This is a genomic window from Uliginosibacterium flavum, from assembly GCF_040566545.1.
In the GTDB taxonomy this organism is placed as follows: domain Bacteria; phylum Pseudomonadota; class Gammaproteobacteria; order Burkholderiales; family Rhodocyclaceae; genus Uliginosibacterium; species Uliginosibacterium flavum.
The window spans coordinates 22,771-38,555 of the sequence record NZ_JBEWZI010000013.1; the positions used below are offsets into that span (position 1 = coordinate 22,771).

The following is a 15,785-nucleotide window of genomic DNA, read 5'->3' on the forward strand; positions in this document are numbered from 1 at the left end:
TGCGCAGCGTGAGAACAATCCTCGCTCTCGGCCTTCTCCTGAGCGCTCTGCCGTCCATTTCACAGCCTCTCTGGCCGGGTAGTAGCCTCAGCCCAAACCCCGCCACCACCCCGCCAGCCCATTCCGCAGTCATGTTCTCCACGCGCTGGGAGCGGCCGGAAGCGCGCGCCATTGCCACCGAGTTCGGCGCCACACATTTCACCTGGCTGTATCCGAAGACGCGTGACTATCTCGCCGACCTGAAACGCGACGGCTTTTCGGTTGGCACGACGCTGAATGCCAATCAGGCCGTGCCCGACGCAGGCCTCGGCCGCAATCTGGAAGGCGAAGCCCTGATGGCCCCCTGGATGCAGGCCTGGAAGGCCCGCTGGATAAGCGTCTCCAGCCTGCCTGCCCGCACAGCCTTGCTGGACGCGGCTGAGCGGCATGCTGCCTGGGGCGCCGAGTCCGTCCAGTTCGACGACGCCGCGCTGGCAACCGCCTCCTTTGGTTGGGGTGGCGATTTCTCGGACGCCGCCGTGCAAGGCTTCGGCCGCTCTCAAGAAACATAAACGTAAGTTACTGTTTTTATTAAGAACACCTATTCCACGATTTTGGTGGGATTGGGATGCTGAAGAGGCGCACCCTGACTTGCTTTGCGGCGAGGTATGCCCAAGAGGCTTTACAGTAGCGGCTCTGCAGCACTTTTCCATGAAAAACGCCGGAAAATCCGGCGTTTTTCATTTCTGCAGCCTAGGATTTCCCGAGCGTACTTTCGCGCAACACCAGTTGATGATGCATGACAGGATCTTCGGCCTGGGCGCACAAGGCGGGATAGGGTTCGCCACGGCGCTCGCAAATCCGCCGCACCAACAGGCGTAACGCTCGTTCGGCCATGGCCGGCGTGTCCTGCGTCATGCTCGAAAGAGGCGGAATCATGAAGGCACTTTCCGGCGCGTCATCAACGCCGATCACCGCGAGGTCTTCCGGAACACGCAAGCCCAGACGATGCGCTTCGTGCAGCACCCCCAGAGCCATGCGGTCACTGCCCACGAATACGGCATCCAGCTTCGGGCACAGCTCCAGCAGACGACGCAAACCCGGACCGCCCGTGCCGGGCTCCCAGTCACCCTCGGCGTAATACTCCTTGCACTCCGGCAAGCCGGCCTCATCCAGCGCCTTTTGCCAGCCCGCCACGCGCAGCTGTGCCACCCAGCGGCTCATCGGCCCGGAGATATGGCCAATGCGCTTGCGCCCAAGACTCAGCAAGTGCTGAGTCGCCATGCGCCCAGCCTCGAAATTATCGAAAGCTACGGTATCCGCCTTGCCGCGCTGACGGGCATTCACGACCACCATCGGCATGGGCAGGCTATCCAGATCGAAATCATTCAACCATACGTGGCTGTCGCCCATTTCTGGCCCCGCCCAGATCAGGCCATCGACCTGGCGCTCGATCAGGTAATCCAGCATGGTGCGCACCGAACCGGGGCTGAAATCGGTCAGCTCCTTGATCAGCAGGGCGTAACCCATCTTGTCGGCCTGACGCACCATGCCCACATAGGCCACGCCCGACACGAGATAACCCAAACCGCCACAACTGACCACGCCGATCGTGTAGCTGCGCCCACTGCTGAGCTGGCGCGCCAGGGCGCTGGGACGGAAACCCAGCACCTCGATACATTGCTGCACCTTGATCCGCGTTTCGTCCGTCACGTGTTCACTGTCGTTGATGACCCGCGACACGGTTTGCTTGGAAACCCCGGCCAGCTTGGCCACATCTGTCAGGGTGACCCGCTTGTCTGCACTATTGTTTGCCACGTCTGTTTCACTCCACCTAGGCGGTCTGGCCGCGCGCTGACCACTTGGCCCTGTTTTCATGCGGGTCAAAGTGGACGGTTCCTGTTCTGAATAGCCGTGCAATCTGCTGAGCCCGGAGGCGCCATCGCTGCAAGGCCTTGTTTGGGCAGGATTATCACCTGAAACCTGCGCCCGGCCTATCGCACAAAAGACACAAACAACGCTCGCACAAAATTATTGCTCCGAAAGCCATCTGGCAAAGAAAACCCCTCGCAGAACGCTGTCGTGAAATATCCAACAATCAAGAACACATACAACCTTGTATAGCCGCTCTCCGCCTTGCTCTCCAGCCAGCCTACCCAGACAAGCATACTGGGGGCGGCTCTTCAGGCACTCCCGCTCGGCACGCAGTTCTCACGATTCTGCACCTGGTCGTTGCTAGCAAGCGCAAGCCTTCACGGACAGCGGCTGCGCCGCAAGTGCATTCCCCGTAGAATGCGCCACCCCCAAATAAGACTGGCTCATGTAATGACGACCCAAGAACACTTCATCCCCGGCAAGGACGCTTCGCTCGAAGCCACCATTGCCACCTTGCAGGGTAAGCTTGCTGCCATTGGCTTCAAGGCCGAAGAGCACAGCTGGCTCAACCCGGTCAACAACGTCTGGTCGGTGCATCTGCGCGATGCCGATTGCCCCCTGCTCTATACCAACGGCAAGGGCGCAACCCAGCTCGCCGCCCGCGCCAGCGCGCTGGGCGAATTTTTCGAGCGTCTGTCCTGCAACTATTTCTGGTCGCACTACTATCTTGGCGAAGCCAACGCGACGGCCAGATTCACCCACTATCCGCAGGAAAAGTGGTTCGAACTCGACGGCGAATGGGAATGGCCCGAAGGCATCCTGACGCCCGAACTGCAGGCCTTCTACAACCCTGCTGACGAAATCGATCCCGAGGCACTGGTGGATCTGAACTCCGGCAACCTGGAGCGCGGCATCTGCACGCAGCCCTACGTGCGCCTGCGCGACAATCTGACCACCTATTTCCCGATCAACATCATCGGCAACCTGTACGTCAGCAATGGCATGTCCGCCGGCAACACCGCCACCGAGGCGCGCGCTCAGGCCCTCTCAGAGATTCTGGAACGCCACGTCAAGTTCAAGGTGATCCGTGAAGGCCTGTGCCTGCCGGAAGTGCCGGCAGAAGTCATCGCCCGCTACCCCAGTATTGCCACGGGCATCAAGGGTCTGCGCGACGCCGGTTTCGGCATTCTGGTGCGTGACGCCTCCCTCGGCGGCGAATTCCCGGTGATCAATGTCACCCTGCTGAATGCGCACGACCAGGGCGTCTTCGTCAGCTTCGGCGCCCATCCGCGCTTTGAAATCGCGCTGGAGCGCGCGCTGACTGAACTCCTGCAGGGCCGTGCCCTGGCTGCGCTGGACGGCTTTCCGCCCGCTGGCCACGATCTGGAAGAAGTCGCTTCGGTGCCGAACATCGAAATCCACTTCGTCGATTCCAGCGGCATCGTGCACTGGGATTTCCTCGGCGATGAAGCCGACTTCGAATTCAAGGACTGGAACTTCTCGGGCACCACCACCGAAGATTTCGAACGCCTCGTCGGCATCATCCACGCCGCCGGCCACGACATCTACATCGCCGACTTCATGCATCTGGGCGTGTATGGCTGCCGCATCCTCGTGCCCGGCATGTCCGAAATCTATCCGCTCGACGAGCTCGATTTCGACAACAACAGCATCGGCAACGACCTGCGCCCCAGCATCCTGCAATTGCAGGAACTCAACGACGAACAATGTGCCGACTTGCTCGAAGCGCTGGATGATCTGGATCTGGACGAACAGAAGCCCGTCGCCGCACTGATCGGTCTGGCCGCCGATGCCGACACAATCTGGACCGACCTGCGCGTAGGCGAACTCAAGGCCCTGATCGCACTGGCTATCGGCAATGAAGATGCCATCGACGCCGGCCTGCACTGGATCAGCAACTTCAAGCAGATCAACCCGAGCCGTCGCCGCGTCTACCTGTGCATCGAAACCCTGCTGCGTCTGGACGAAGATACGCCCTATCAAGAGGCCTTAGTCAGCCTCTACGGCAAAGACACACTGGAACAAGCCCAGCGCCTGCTCTGCGGCGAGGAACGCTTCTTCGGCACCGCCTCACCCGGCATGAACCTCGCCGGCTGCGTCATGCACGGCAAGCTGCTGGCCGCCTATGCCAAGGTGCAAGCGGCAAAGTAACGCCAACTCAGCCGCAAAGAAAAACGCCCACCCCGCAAGGGATGGGCGTTTTGCTTTATGCGAAAGAGCGAGGATCAGACGCTGAGACGGCGACGCGCGATGAAACCCATCATGCCCAAACCCGCCAACAGCATGGCAGTCGTGGAAGGTTCCGGAACGGGGGAAACATCAGCAAATGCAGTGCCGACCTTCAGGTTACTAACACTGACAGAATCACCAGCGTCCAGATTTGCCGTACGCAAACCAATCGCGCTGAACGAAGAGATGCCTGAGTTGCCAGAAAAACTTGCATCCGCACTTGCCAAGGAGTCACTCGCCGTTGGGTTGAACCACAACTGAATGCCATCGTAATTGCCTGCAGCCGTCGATTTATAAACGCGCGCCAGCAAGGTAAAGCTCTGACCAGCAACCAGATTGCTGCCTGATACCGCACTGCCGCTGGTGCCCGTGCTACGTGCAAACACATCATTTGTGCCGCTCAGATCAGCCTTGATACCAAAATTCGGCACTGAAGTGTGGGCACCTGTCAGCGCATTATCCAGCCACAAAGACACGAAATCATTGGCGGCAAAGCTGCTTGAAGGACTCAGCGCCATGTTCACGCTCAGAAACACCTCATTGCCGGAAAATACCGCATCCAGTGAGCGATAGGCCAGATTATCGCTGTTGCTCGACACCACCAGCGCACTATTGCCAGACGTGCCATTGCTCCAGTCAGGACTCAAACCCAACTCTGCCGCTTGAGCCACACTCATCGTTGCCACCACCAAAGCAGCAACCAAAGCAGATTTCTTGCTTGTATTCATTGTCATTCTCCCTGTTGTCTTTTTTTGAGTGTCTTCCATGCGAAGCAATGGCTGACATTCAAGACATAGAGACAATTTTACGGGTTAGCTATCGCTCACCACTGTGCCGCACGTCACAAAACCCATTTAAAAATTTTGATGACAGCATAAGGAATACCTCCTGGACGATACATCAATCCATACAACAGGCTTACACCATCTTCATTCAAGGAGAAACTGTGATCGTCACGCTCTTTGCAGCACTCACGCTATTAGCGCTGATCGTAAGTTTGAGGACGACTTCCGTGCTGCTGGTGACTGTGGGGGCAGTGAAATACACGGTCGCAGCCGAACTCCCGGTAAGGCTGACGCTTGGGCCGGAGGTTTGCGTCCACGCATAGGTGATGCCGCTGGAAGTAACCGTCCCGGTATAGCTGACGGTGGCAACCGCCGAGACTGGATCACCGCTACTGGGGGTCGACGGTGAATAGGTCAATGAGTCAATACTAAGGCCATCACTGCTGCTGGTGCCGCTACCGCCGCCACAGGCGCTCAACGCAAGCACACAGACGGCCAGGCCGATACTCATAAAAATGCGCCGACTGGCGAGGAAATTCAGGGTCATGACTTGCTTGCCTCAAACGTGTTTTGATGCAGGCAAATTTATCAAAATTGCGTGTGAGAGCGTCGCACACTGAGGCAAAAAGAAGTAAAGCTCTGCGTGCTTGCGCAAAGGCCGTGAACGAAAAACGGGGCACCACTGGCGCCCCGTTTCGGTACTACAGGAAAAGAAGCTTACTTCTTGGCAGGCTTCTTGGCCTTCGCACCAGCAACCATGGCTTTGAAGCCAGCGCCAGCGGTGAAACGCGGCACGGTGGTTGCAGCGATACTGATCTTTTCACCCGTCTTCGGGTTCTTGCCTTCGCGAGCAGCGCGCGGGGCAGCTTTGAAAGTACCAAAGCCAACCAGAGCGACCGGGTCGCCAGAAGCAACAGCAGCTTCGATTACAGCGATGGTTGCGTCGAGAAACTCACCGGTGGCAGCCTTCGATTGATTGGTTTTTTCGGCAATAGCTGCCAGCAGTTCGGACTTGTTCATGCAATTCTCCTCTTGTCTTGACTTGGAAAGTGGGAAGTAAAAATGAAACGCCTGCGACGGTGCGCCGAGTATAGATCGGAACTTGGCGATGTTGGCAGCCCGATTGATGACTGCGGCGTTTTTTTTCGCTACGCGGCAGTAAAAACCTGCTCTTCGGGGCGTTTGGTCAAGAAAAAGCCCGCTTGCGGCGGGCTTTGGGGGCTTGCTAGGAAGCTGTTCATGATCTGTAGCGAGAGGCCGTCAGCGGGGTGAAGAGCAGCACAGGAACCGGAATGTATGTTGATACATGAGGATTCCGAGCAGCACATGAGCCCCGATCACGGCCTCGCAGTAAGAGCATGACCAGCTTCTCAGAACTGGTTGATCAAGGAGTGCAATGCCGCTTGACGCGCTTCGCTCTCGTTCCAGTTACCGCTGCCGAACTGGGTGCTGTTGAGCACCACTTCGTTCAGATAGCCCGCGCGCTCCTGATCTTCAACACTGACAAATGCCTTGCGGGCGGGTTCGAACTCGAACAATCCAAATGTGGGAACCATGATTCAGCCTCTCTATGTGTGGTTTGGGGGGAAACACTCAAACCGAGTGCTTGACTGAATCGTATGCGTTTGAAAGTTGTCTGACCAATTCGAGTTTTTGTTGTACTTATAAGCTGAGCTTAATCTGGATCAAAGCACAGGTTCGCGTAATTGCCGCAGAGCCAGCTTTGCCTGCCGTTGCCGGGCAGCGTCCAGCCCTGAGGCCAGCGCTGTTTCGTAACTGCTGCGCGCGCCAACCCGATCCTGCACCGCCTGCTGCGCAGCTCCGAGTGCCAGCCACCAGGCGCCCTGCCCCGGTGCCAGCTGCAAGGCTTGCTGGTACAGCGGAATCGCCCGCGCAGACTGCCCCGCCTGAGCAGCCAGCACGGCCATGAAAAAAACATAGTCCGCATCCTGACGGGCATATTCGGCACTTCTCTCCAGCGTCTGCAATGCAAGCGGATAGGCCTTCTGCTCCGCCTGCAGGCGCGCTAATGCAATGGCAATATCCGTATTCTGAGGCGAGAGCGCCTGCGCGGTGCTTAGCACCTGCGCAGCTTCCACCAGCTGTCCGCCATCCAGCAGTAAACTCGCCAGCAAACGCGTGGCAGCCAGATCCTTCGGCTCCTCTCGTAGACGCTGGCGCAAGAGTTCATGCGCCTCGCTGATGCGCCCGCTACGCACGCGGACAAGTGCCTGCTGATAGTGATCCATCACTGGCGCAGCGGCGGGTTTCGGCCGAACCGACACTTTAGACTGGATCTGTACGGCCGCAGGCACAAGCTGGGCCTGCTCCTGCGCAGAGGCTGCCTGTAGACCCGCCAGCAACAAGGCGCTCAGAGCAGCATGGCTGAAGAAGCTCATCGCGTGCGCCTCCCCGAGGCATTGCGTTCATCCAGCAGACGCCGCACGCGCGTGTCGCTCTGCCCGATGTCCTCAGCCCAGGTTGAAGCCGCCTGAATCACCGTAGGCCGCAGCAGGATCACCAGTTCGCGTCGTTCGGAGTCGCGGCTTTGCTGTTTGAACAGATTGCCCACCAGCGGCACCTCGCCCACGCCCGGCACCTGTGAATCAACGTTACCCGAGACCTGACGGATCAGGCCACCCAGGGCCACCATCTGACCATCAAGGGCCTTGACCACGCTATCCATTTCGCTGATCTGGCTGGACGCCAACGGCAACTTGAACTTGCCCAAGGTACCCAAATCGATTTCCTGCGTCACACTCTTGACCTTGCTGACCATCGGATGAATGTGCAGGGTGATCTGATCCGTCTCGTCGATCTGCGGCGTCACATCCAGCGCGATGCCGGAGAAGAACGGCTGCAGCGTGAGTTTGGGCGAAGCCGTACTGTTACCACTGGCATTGGTCGAGGAAGTAGAGTCCACGCCGGTCACGAAAAAATCGTCATTGCCGACCTTGAGTACCGCCTTCTGGTTATTCAGCGTCGCCACGCGCGGGCTGGACAGCACATGCACCTGGCCTTGCTGCTCAAGCAAATTGATCACGGTCGTGAAATTTGCCGTGCTCAGAATCATCCCCAGCATGCCCCCCGCAGCACTTGAAGCATTACTAAGATCAACCTGAGCCGACCCCGAGACAGGGCTTGCGGTCACCGTACCAGAACGCGCGATGCTGCTGCCTGGCGTAAGCTGACCTATCGAGAAACGACCGTTTCCTCCCCCGGGCGTATTACCCGAACCAAAGGCTGCCCAATTGATGCCGGCCTGGAAACTGTCGTTCAGGGTTACTTCGATGATTTTGGCCTCGATGATCACCTGGCGCTCCAGCGACAACTGCGAGGCCGCGAGGAAGCGCTCCACCTGCGCCAATTCACCCGGCGTCGCGCGCACCACCAGCACGCCGCTCTGCGGACTGGCCACGACGCTGCGCCCGTCCTTGTCGCCGACGATGGATTTGACCACCTGCGCCAGTTCGGACCAGAAATCGCTCTGCGCGCTGGTAGTGATCTTGCTGGTCACAAAACTGCTCGACCCGCTCGTCGAACTGGAGCCTGCCTGCCCGCTGGTCGAACTCGTCGCGTCCCCCACCGAGCCGGAGATCACGCGAATATCGGAAGTACCCTTGCGCACCGCATTCAGGTAATTCACCTTCATGATGCGCGTCTGCAGGCTGCGGCCCTGAATGAAGATGCTGCTGCCCTGAATGCGGTATTCATAGCCATATAGCTGCTGCAGTGCGTCCAGCGCCTCGGGCACCGTCACGTCCTTGAGGCTGACCGTAATCGTGCCGTCCAGATCGTTGGGCAGCAGCATCGAGTAACGCGTATCCGCCACCATGCTCAGAAACACTTGGCGCACTGGCGCATTGCTCACCGACAAGTCGAAGCGTGGTTCCAGCGCCTTGGCCGCCGCCTGGGGCATGTCCAGACGCAACGAGGGGTACAGTTCCGCGCCCGGCATCGGGGTGGGGGCGGCTGCGGCCGCCTGTGCGGCCGCAGCCATCTCTGCACGAATCGCGTCCTGCGCCTTGTTGTAAGGCGCAGGGGATGAAGCGCAGGCTGCCAGCCAAGGCAAGACCAGCCACAAAAGTTGTCGGGTTTTCATTATTTTCGCTCTCCCTGTTGAAGGGCTGATTTCTTCACAGCAGCAGGATCAGGATGAAGATCGGACAACAACCACAGCGTGAGCCGGCCCTGCGGCCCTTGCAGCTCAGCCTGGCGACTGCCCAGATTGATTAACGTGTAAGCCCGGATGCGTTGCCCCAGCGCCACGCTCTGGCCGCTGATCACGGCCAGCTTGCGTTGCGGCGACAGCAGCACCGACTGCAGCACCAGCGGCGCTTCTGCCGGGCTGGCCGCCGGCCCGGCCTCAGGTACAAGGCCGGCAACCAGCGGACGCGTCGGGTCAAAGAAAGTCTCAGCCTGCGCGGGCTGCGCCACAAGCCCGATCGCCAACAGCAGGGAGGCGCTCAGAAGCTTAGCCATGTGCGCTCCAGACTGAGGGTGTAAAGCGTCAGCGTCATCGTGGCCTGCGGGTAAGCCCCGGTTTTCAGACTCATATCGGCCAACTCGATTTTCCAGGGCAGGCTCTCCACGCGGCGCAGGTAGCCGGCCAAGGCCTGATAGTCACCACGCACGCTCACTTCAATGGCATGCCGATACAAACTGCTCGCAGCCACCTGACGCACGGCAGGTGATTTATCCGCCGCCATGGCACGGCTCAACAGGTCTTCAGGCACGGCCGTGTGCAGCGACACCAGTTCCACGCCCTGCTGCGCCGCGATCAGATCACGCAGCATTTCAGTCATTTTTGCGGGGCTGGCCAACTGCGCCTGGGTACTAGCCAGCTTACGACGCAGCACATCATTTTCTTCGCTCGTCCGGGCAATCAGACGCCGCGCCTCGGCATCTGGATCCAGACTGGCGCTTTGCAGCAAGGCCAGTTCGCTCGCCCGTGCCGTTGCCAGAGCCTGCTCGCTCTCTTGCAGACTGCGCTGCGCCTGCTGGATGCGGGCATAAGCCGGGTTCAAGGCCAGCACAAAAAACAGCCCCACCAGTGCCGCGGCCAGAGCCAGAAAAATCGCCATCCGCTCACGCGGCTTGAGCGCATCAAAACGATCAGCGAGGAAGAGCCAAGCTTTTTTCATCGCGCGCCCTCCTTGCTACCGACAGAGCTCAGGCTGAAGCTCAGCACCTCAATGGGTTTGGCCGGATCAGCCCCACTGATCACCTGACGCCCCGCTTCGAACGCCGAAAAATTCTGCCCCTGAAAGGCCGGTAGTTGATTGAGCAAAGCCAGCGTTGCGGGAATGGCCGCCGCATGGGTAGCCATGCCTTGCAGGGAAACCTGGTCTCCGTGCACGTGAATCGTGTTCAACCATACGCCGGGCAAAGGTTGGCGCGCCAAGGCATAGAGATAACGAGACGCCCCTTTGGCCTTGTCTTGCTCTGGCGCAGCACCGGACACGCCCCCTTGCAAGGCCTGATCGATACGCTGCAGATCCTGCTGCGCCTCGCGCAAGCTCTCAAGCTGCGCGGCCACCTGTGGATCTGCCTGGCGCAAAACGAGCTTCTGTTCCTGCGTCTTGAGCTGATCCTGCTTGGCGACCAGGCGGCTCTTCGCCTGTGCTGCGGCGACTTCGTAGCCACCCAGGCGCGACAGCATGAAGGTCGCCAGCAGCAACAAACCTCCTGCCAGCACCGCCAGCGCCAGCATCATGCTGCGGAACTGGAAGAAGGGCTTTGGCGGCAGCAGCGCCAGATTGACGAGGTTGATCTGCCGCCTCATGACGCCTCCTCCATATCGCGCAGTGCCATACCCAGCGCATGAAACAGCGCGGCCTGCTGGTCGGAGTCGGTCGGCAAAGGACAACGCGTGCAATCAAACACTTCCGTCAGATTGATGGCCTTGACCGGCAAATACAGATTCTCGATCAGCAGGCTCAATAATTCTTCGCCATGAGCAAAGGGCGCAATCCACAAAGCCGACACCGAAAGGAAGGAAAACTGGTGATCCAGCACATCCAGCGAACGCTGCAACTCCAGCACCAGCCGGTCAAACTGATCGCGCCGCATGGCCGGCACCGCCGACAGGTTCAGGGTGGAGAGTTCGAAATTACGGGTGAAATAAAGCTCACCCGCGCGGCTTGCCGTCAGCAGACAACCCGAAGGCGTAATCGACAATAGCGCCGTCGCCCGACCATGTTCCTCCAGATAGTCAGCCAGATTTCGCTGCGCCATTTCCGGCACATCGATCACAGCCACCATCGAGGTGTAGGCGCGAAACTGCAACATGCGCTCGCGCAGCAAGCTATTGGCGGCTGCCACCACATACATGCTGGGTCGCCGCCCCGCCTGAACCTCCAGCGGTGGCACCAGATCCATCGAAACCGCATCCACAGGATGGCGTAAAACATCCTTCACCAGCCAGCGCACGGCCGTTTTCATTTCCTCGGCCGGCACCGCTGGTGGCTCAACTTGCAAGAACTGGTAATCCTGCGCTTCCAGTAACACATTCAGACGAGCCCCCTTGATCCGCACATCGCGCGCCACGTGATCCAGGCGCTCGGTCGCACCGGCACCGCTGGCGAGGTAGTGCGCCAGGCTCAACTGCGGCTTGCCGGATGTCGGTGCCGCTACAAACTGCACCGCCACGGCACAACCCGGCAGGCTTGCCAGATTGACCGGAGGCAAATTAGCGCGGCGAGCGTTCCCGAACAGTCGTGCGAACGGCATGCGCTTAAACCTCCCCTTTCAGCAGATGCATGGTGCTCATCAATACACCTCGCGCAGATAAATGATGTTGTCGTTGCGCCGTGCGCCAAAGCGAATCCGCGCACGCGGGTTATCGTCATTCAAATAACTATCACCCGGCGTCGTACAGCCCGGCAAAGTCTGGTCTGCCCCGTCTACGTTGTACTTCAGGTAGTCGGGAACCAAAGGCGAGAAATCAAGGTATCCACCCCCGTTATTCGTCGGTCTGGAAAGCAGCACACCGGCATCTCCTGCCACAAGGTTCGCCGTCCCAGCCGAAGCCGTGCCATTGAAACTCGCAGTCACCCCGGCCAGAGCGCCGTATAGGCCTACGCCGCCCGTGCAGTACAGAGCTGGCGCAGTCACCGCGGTGATGGTCGAACTGCTCGGCACGGTCAGCTGCGTGCAGCCATCAGCCACATTTTTCACAAAAGTCGTCCCGTTCCAGATTTGCGCATACATCGGCACGCGCAGACTCAGCAGCGGCGAGCCGTAAGCGTTCTCCACCCGCATGCGACCGAAATACAGGGTCGCCGTGCCCAGACTTCTGCCCTCACTGGCGCCAGCCAGATCCCAGTTGTAATCGGGACTGCGCATGCCCACGCTATCAGCGTCACTCACCGCCAGGCCCAAGGTTGCTGGACTGAAGGGTCCATCAACCGTCACCCCCGTCGTCCCGCTGATGCGCTGCACGGTCAAGGCGGCCAGCAGCGATGAAACACCATTACTGAATGCCGGACAGCTTGTGCAACTGGCGCTCAGTCGTGAATTCAGCAAGGTAGCGCCACTCTGTGCACCAAAAACCAGCCCATTGCTGCTCAGGCTTGCAACCGGCGCAAGATTGAGTCGGGCATAGTTGCCGGTGTAATTCGCCGTTGTCGTACCCGCGTTGTTTATTGCATTCAGCGTCACCGCCGCACTCAGTGGCTCGCCCAAATACGTAAACGTGGAGGCCGGCGTACAGGTCAAATCACTGCGCTGAGTGAGCACACTGCTGGCCGTAAAGCCCGCGGGAATGAAACGTCCGAAATTGGCGAAGCCCACCGGCACGGTCTGGCCAAAATACGCCGCCGCAACCGGTTGGGCGGACAAGGTGAAGACACCTACTTCAGACTCACTGGTAACGACACTGGCCGTGCCGCCACTGGTGATATTGAGCGTGTTTGTACTCAGCGCCCCACTGCTGCCTCCAGTGGGGGCGAACACCGTAGAAGCAAGCGGGATATTGCTCTGCTGGTAATTCGGCGTTGTCGCCAGCGCGCAGGTCGCCGGGCCGGCCTGAAAAGCCTTGCCGGTCACCCGCAGATTGAAAGTCGTACCCGCCGTCTTGAACACACCACAATTGGCCGGGTTCTGCGCCAGCGCCAGGCTCGCAGCGCAATTCCAGTTCGCATCCGGGCTATCCACGCACAAGGCATAGGGCACAACGGGAAAAGCACTCGTGCCCGTCATCAGCAAACCGGCATCGCCAGTGCCTACGCTGCCATCGTATTGCGCGTTAAGCGAAATTTGTCCTGCATCCGGATAGTTCAGTGTCACCGTCGTCTGGCCATTGGCATCAAACATCAGAGGCAAACTGGTTCCGGGACTGACTTTGGCCACCGCCGTCGCATTCACCGCGAGAGACATCGTCCCCGTCGCCGGACTGACATAGCCTGACCAGAACTTGATATTGCGGCTGCCGGTAAATGCCGGCGTGCAGAGCTTGCTGCTGTCATCCGTCTTGGCAGCCGTGATGGTGATCGCAGCGGAAGTGACGCCGGAGGTCTGCGCAGGCACGGTGTATAACAAGCCCGCATTGGCAAAGCTGAGCGCGCAATTGGTCGAATACGCCCCGCCATTGATCGAGCATTGCGGCACGCTGAAAGCCTTGAGCTGCGGGGTCGAGCTGCTGACCCCCAGCGTGTAAGTGCCAGCCGTAGTCTTGGACAGACTCAGGTTCGCCCCGCTACCGGCAAAGGTTTTCGTATCACCACCCACCCAACCCGTTGGCAGCAAGCTGGCAGTGACGTTGCCGCTGTAGGTCGTCGTGCACGCCGCATCCATGCAGGCAGTCACCGTTACGCTGGCCGGCGTGCAGGTCAGCGGCGTAGACGCCACAGCAAAACGATAGTGATCAATCTGCGGCGTCATCGGATTCATGCTTTGCGCGCAGACTTGCAGATCGTCAATTTCGTGTGTATTCGTTGATCCGCCCGTGGAGCCGGTCAATGACAGGATGAAGTTGCTCGGGATTGCCGCCTGACCACTCGCCGCAGCGGCATTGAACGAAGAAATCAGGGAGGTATAACTCGTGCCGGCGCCCGTCGTGTCGCGCTCCACGCTAACCAGAGCTTGCCCGGCCACACGCGAATCCACGGTCACCCGATACAGATGGCCAGTGCTGTTGCTCACTGTCGGGCTCAGCGTCCCTGTGCCCGCCAACCAATAATAATTACTGGCCGAACCTCGAATCGCAACAGACTGTTGAATTGTGGTCGTAGCACAAGACGCCACGCCGGGCGCACACGGGCCACTGTCGTTGCGATTGGAGAAATTACCGTACTCGTCCAGCCCCACGCCCAGCCAACCGCCTGCGAACCCCGGCACTGCGCCCTTCGGCGCATAGCCGAGCGAACCGCCAAAGCCACCCGGCTGAGGGGTGATGCTGCCATTCGAGAGAATCACCGCAATCCCGTCAGCGCCCGAGCCCCCATAGCCGTAATACTTGAAAGCGACCTGAACATAATTGCTGGCACCAGGGAACAGGCGCTGAAAACTGACCGCTGTGGATTCATTCGTGATCGTGTCGGTCAGACGCAGGCGGTTACTGACGATGGTTGGTGTAAAGCTGCCGGACACGCGTGCCGCAGCCCAGTCCGCGCCCAAACCGGAGCTGCGATTGAAGTTGTCGCTGAGGCAGGTCAGGGTCAGCGTGACCGCTTTGAGGACGAAGGTGCTGCCGATGCTACTCTCGTTGTTGTTGAGCGAAGCCGTTTGCTGGCCGCCATTGGAAGCACTGGGCAGCAAGTAATAACTGCCGTGCATACCTACACCGCTGGCGTTAGAGCCCGGTCGCAGATAGGCACCGGCGGTAGCACCGTTTTCCAGCACGGGGGAAATCGTGCTGCTGCCGTCATTGACTGCAAAAAAAGCCATGCGCAGACTCCCTGTCGGGTAAGTCGGCGGCTGCGAGTTGATGTTTGGCGCCACCACCTGATTACCCCCACCGCTCTGATAGCTGCCGGCACAAAAGCTGGTGCTCGCACTGCCACAATCAGCAGCTTCGGCACCTTTTGCTGCATAAATCACCGCCGCCGTACGATTGCCGTTATTGCCGGCAATTGTCCAGGCATAACTGGCGGCAGGCGCCGCCGTCAGGGTCAGGTAATAAATCCGCTGCTGGATGCCATTCTGACTGGCACTGGCACTCGTAACCTGCGTCCAGCCGGCCGGCGCAGTAATCGTTGCCGCGGCCTTGGTCACGATCTGCGCAATCAACACATCCCCAATGACTGCGCCTGCCGGTGGCGATGGGGTCGTGCTGCCGTTATCACTCAAACTCTCGGCCGTGCCGACCGACACAGTGATTACCGCCCACGCAGGCGCACCGCCAAGCACGAAGCTCAGCAGGCATCCCAACAGCAGGCGTTGAATACACTTCATTTTTCGGTCACCACCACCAGTTGGCGTTCGGTGTAATCGGCGCTCTGCAACTCGGCTGCAGTGGCTGAGGGACAGGAAGTGCCATTCGTCGTGCAGGCAGTCGAAGTGATCTGCCAGATCGTTCTAATAACGGCAGATTCCGTGAAAGCATAAGGGGTACATGTCCAGGTAACCGTGAAGCCATTCAAGCCGGAAACGTTGCTCAGCGTGGCGCCTGGGCAGTCGCCGTCCACCTGGACGGCATACAGGCCGGCCTCGATACCCAGCCGCGCCGCCTGCAAGGCTCTGGCTCCCTGCACGTCCTGCGCGCTGGCGGTCTGGCTGGCGACGCTAACCTGAACGATGAAAGCGGCCAGCGCGGCCATGATGACCAGCAGGAAAATTGCGCTGGCGAGGACGAAGCCGCTCTGGGCAGGCTTGCTCAGACCCCCTGCCCGCATAGCCGCGCGCAGCCTGCCTCTACAGACACACTGACTGCAGAAGCCCCCCCCTAGAGGCTTT

General features: G+C 59.5%; 15 protein-coding genes. 2 read left to right on the plus strand and 13 right to left on the minus strand.

Translation table 11 applies throughout. From position 1 onward, the window contains the following. Window positions 1–131 precede the first annotated feature (131 nt). The gene (locus ABXR19_RS12855; protein WP_354601546.1) at window positions 132–551 is read left to right on the plus strand and encodes a hypothetical protein; all 420 of its coding nucleotides are present in this window, start codon (window positions 132–134) and stop codon (window positions 549–551) included. 181 nt (window positions 552–732) lie between these two features. On the opposite strand, the gene ABXR19_RS12860 is transcribed toward ABXR19_RS12855, so the two are convergent. After that, on the minus strand, window positions 733–1,797 hold the full coding sequence (locus tag ABXR19_RS12860; RefSeq protein WP_354601547.1) for a LacI family DNA-binding transcriptional regulator: 1,065 nt from the start codon (window positions 1,795–1,797) through the stop codon (window positions 733–735). 507 nt (window positions 1,798–2,304) lie between these two features. Here ABXR19_RS12860 and ycaO point away from each other — a divergent pair. Next, the gene (gene ycaO, locus ABXR19_RS12865; protein WP_354601548.1) at window positions 2,305–4,026 is read left to right on the plus strand and encodes a 30S ribosomal protein S12 methylthiotransferase accessory factor YcaO; all 1,722 of its coding nucleotides are present in this window, start codon (window positions 2,305–2,307) and stop codon (window positions 4,024–4,026) included. A gap of 74 nt (window positions 4,027–4,100) precedes the next feature. On the opposite strand, the gene ABXR19_RS12870 is transcribed toward ycaO, so the two are convergent. The 12 genes from ABXR19_RS12870 to ABXR19_RS12925 form a co-directional block, all read right to left on the minus strand. After that, complete coding sequence (locus ABXR19_RS12870) at window positions 4,101–4,832, minus strand: PEP-CTERM sorting domain-containing protein (RefSeq protein ID WP_354601549.1); 732 nt, start codon at window positions 4,830–4,832, stop codon at window positions 4,101–4,103. A gap of 205 nt (window positions 4,833–5,037) precedes the next feature. Further along, window positions 5,038–5,436: a hypothetical protein gene (locus tag ABXR19_RS12875; protein ID WP_354601550.1), complete on the minus strand. Its 399-nt coding sequence runs from the start codon at window positions 5,434–5,436 to the stop codon at window positions 5,038–5,040. A gap of 170 nt (window positions 5,437–5,606) precedes the next feature. Next, on the minus strand, window positions 5,607–5,909 hold the full coding sequence (locus ABXR19_RS12880) for an HU family DNA-binding protein (RefSeq protein ID WP_354601551.1): 303 nt from the start codon (window positions 5,907–5,909) through the stop codon (window positions 5,607–5,609). A gap of 350 nt (window positions 5,910–6,259) precedes the next feature. Continuing rightward, window positions 6,260–6,445, minus strand: coding sequence for a hypothetical protein (locus ABXR19_RS12885; RefSeq protein ID WP_354601552.1), 186 nt, complete (start codon window positions 6,443–6,445; stop codon window positions 6,260–6,262). Window positions 6,446–6,574: 129 nt separating this feature from the next. Beyond that, on the minus strand, window positions 6,575–7,288 hold the full coding sequence (locus ABXR19_RS12890) for a tetratricopeptide repeat protein (protein WP_354601553.1): 714 nt from the start codon (window positions 7,286–7,288) through the stop codon (window positions 6,575–6,577). Next, the gene (gene mshL, locus ABXR19_RS12895) at window positions 7,285–8,991 is read right to left on the minus strand and encodes a pilus (MSHA type) biogenesis protein MshL (RefSeq protein ID WP_354601554.1); all 1,707 of its coding nucleotides are present in this window, start codon (window positions 8,989–8,991) and stop codon (window positions 7,285–7,287) included. The genes ABXR19_RS12890 and mshL overlap by 4 nt, the downstream gene beginning before the upstream one ends. Further along, entirely contained in the window at window positions 8,991–9,371 is a 381-nt protein-coding gene (locus tag ABXR19_RS12900) for a hypothetical protein (protein WP_354601555.1), read from the minus strand. The genes mshL and ABXR19_RS12900 overlap by 1 nt, the downstream gene beginning before the upstream one ends. Then, on the minus strand, window positions 9,356–10,033 hold the full coding sequence (locus ABXR19_RS12905) for a type II secretion system protein GspM (protein ID WP_354601556.1): 678 nt from the start codon (window positions 10,031–10,033) through the stop codon (window positions 9,356–9,358). The genes ABXR19_RS12900 and ABXR19_RS12905 overlap by 16 nt, the downstream gene beginning before the upstream one ends. Next, window positions 10,030–10,674 carry a PilN domain-containing protein gene (locus tag ABXR19_RS12910; protein WP_354601557.1) on the minus strand — a complete coding sequence of 215 codons (645 nt, stop codon included), beginning with the start codon at window positions 10,672–10,674 and terminating at the stop codon, window positions 10,030–10,032. The genes ABXR19_RS12905 and ABXR19_RS12910 overlap by 4 nt, the downstream gene beginning before the upstream one ends. Further along, on the minus strand, window positions 10,671–11,621 hold the full coding sequence (locus ABXR19_RS12915) for a hypothetical protein (protein ID WP_354601558.1): 951 nt from the start codon (window positions 11,619–11,621) through the stop codon (window positions 10,671–10,673). The genes ABXR19_RS12910 and ABXR19_RS12915 overlap by 4 nt, the downstream gene beginning before the upstream one ends. Before the next feature lie 39 nt (window positions 11,622–11,660). Further along, window positions 11,661–15,284 carry a DUF6701 domain-containing protein gene (locus tag ABXR19_RS12920; RefSeq protein WP_354601559.1) on the minus strand — a complete coding sequence of 1,208 codons (3,624 nt, stop codon included), beginning with the start codon at window positions 15,282–15,284 and terminating at the stop codon, window positions 11,661–11,663. Continuing rightward, entirely contained in the window at window positions 15,281–15,724 is a 444-nt protein-coding gene (locus tag ABXR19_RS12925) for a hypothetical protein (protein WP_354601560.1), read from the minus strand. Before ABXR19_RS12925 ends, ABXR19_RS12920 begins: the two co-directional genes overlap by 4 nt. Window positions 15,725–15,785: the final 61 nt, after the last annotated feature.

What these genes read in the sequence shown, in the direction of transcription:
- ABXR19_RS12870 (WP_354601549.1), bottom strand. Translation starts at nt 4,832, where the DNA reads ATGAATACAAGCAAGAAATCTGCTTTGGTTGCTGCTTTGGTGGTGGCA.
- ABXR19_RS12885 (WP_354601552.1), bottom strand. Translation starts at nt 6,445, where the DNA reads ATGGTTCCCACATTTGGATTGTTCGAGTTCGAACCCGCCCGCAAGGCA.
- ABXR19_RS12920 (WP_354601559.1), bottom strand. Translation starts at nt 15,284, where the DNA reads ATGAAGTGTATTCAACGCCTGCTGTTGGGATGCCTGCTGAGCTTCGTG.
- ABXR19_RS12875 (WP_354601550.1), bottom strand. Translation starts at nt 5,436, where the DNA reads ATGACCCTGAATTTCCTCGCCAGTCGGCGCATTTTTATGAGTATCGGC.
- ABXR19_RS12905 (WP_354601556.1), bottom strand. Translation starts at nt 10,033, where the DNA reads ATGAAAAAAGCTTGGCTCTTCCTCGCTGATCGTTTTGATGCGCTCAAG.
- ABXR19_RS12890 (WP_354601553.1), bottom strand. Translation starts at nt 7,288, where the DNA reads ATGAGCTTCTTCAGCCATGCTGCTCTGAGCGCCTTGTTGCTGGCGGGT.
- ABXR19_RS12855 (WP_354601546.1), top strand. Translation starts at nt 132, where the DNA reads ATGTTCTCCACGCGCTGGGAGCGGCCGGAAGCGCGCGCCATTGCCACC.
- mshL (WP_354601554.1), bottom strand. Translation starts at nt 8,991, where the DNA reads ATGAAAACCCGACAACTTTTGTGGCTGGTCTTGCCTTGGCTGGCAGCC.
- ABXR19_RS12910 (WP_354601557.1), bottom strand. Translation starts at nt 10,674, where the DNA reads ATGAGGCGGCAGATCAACCTCGTCAATCTGGCGCTGCTGCCGCCAAAG.
- ABXR19_RS12880 (WP_354601551.1), bottom strand. Translation starts at nt 5,909, where the DNA reads ATGAACAAGTCCGAACTGCTGGCAGCTATTGCCGAAAAAACCAATCAA.
- ycaO (WP_354601548.1), top strand. Translation starts at nt 2,305, where the DNA reads ATGACGACCCAAGAACACTTCATCCCCGGCAAGGACGCTTCGCTCGAA.
- ABXR19_RS12925 (WP_354601560.1), bottom strand. Translation starts at nt 15,724, where the DNA reads ATGCGGGCAGGGGGTCTGAGCAAGCCTGCCCAGAGCGGCTTCGTCCTC.
- ABXR19_RS12900 (WP_354601555.1), bottom strand. Translation starts at nt 9,371, where the DNA reads ATGGCTAAGCTTCTGAGCGCCTCCCTGCTGTTGGCGATCGGGCTTGTG.
- ABXR19_RS12915 (WP_354601558.1), bottom strand. Translation starts at nt 11,621, where the DNA reads ATGCCGTTCGCACGACTGTTCGGGAACGCTCGCCGCGCTAATTTGCCT.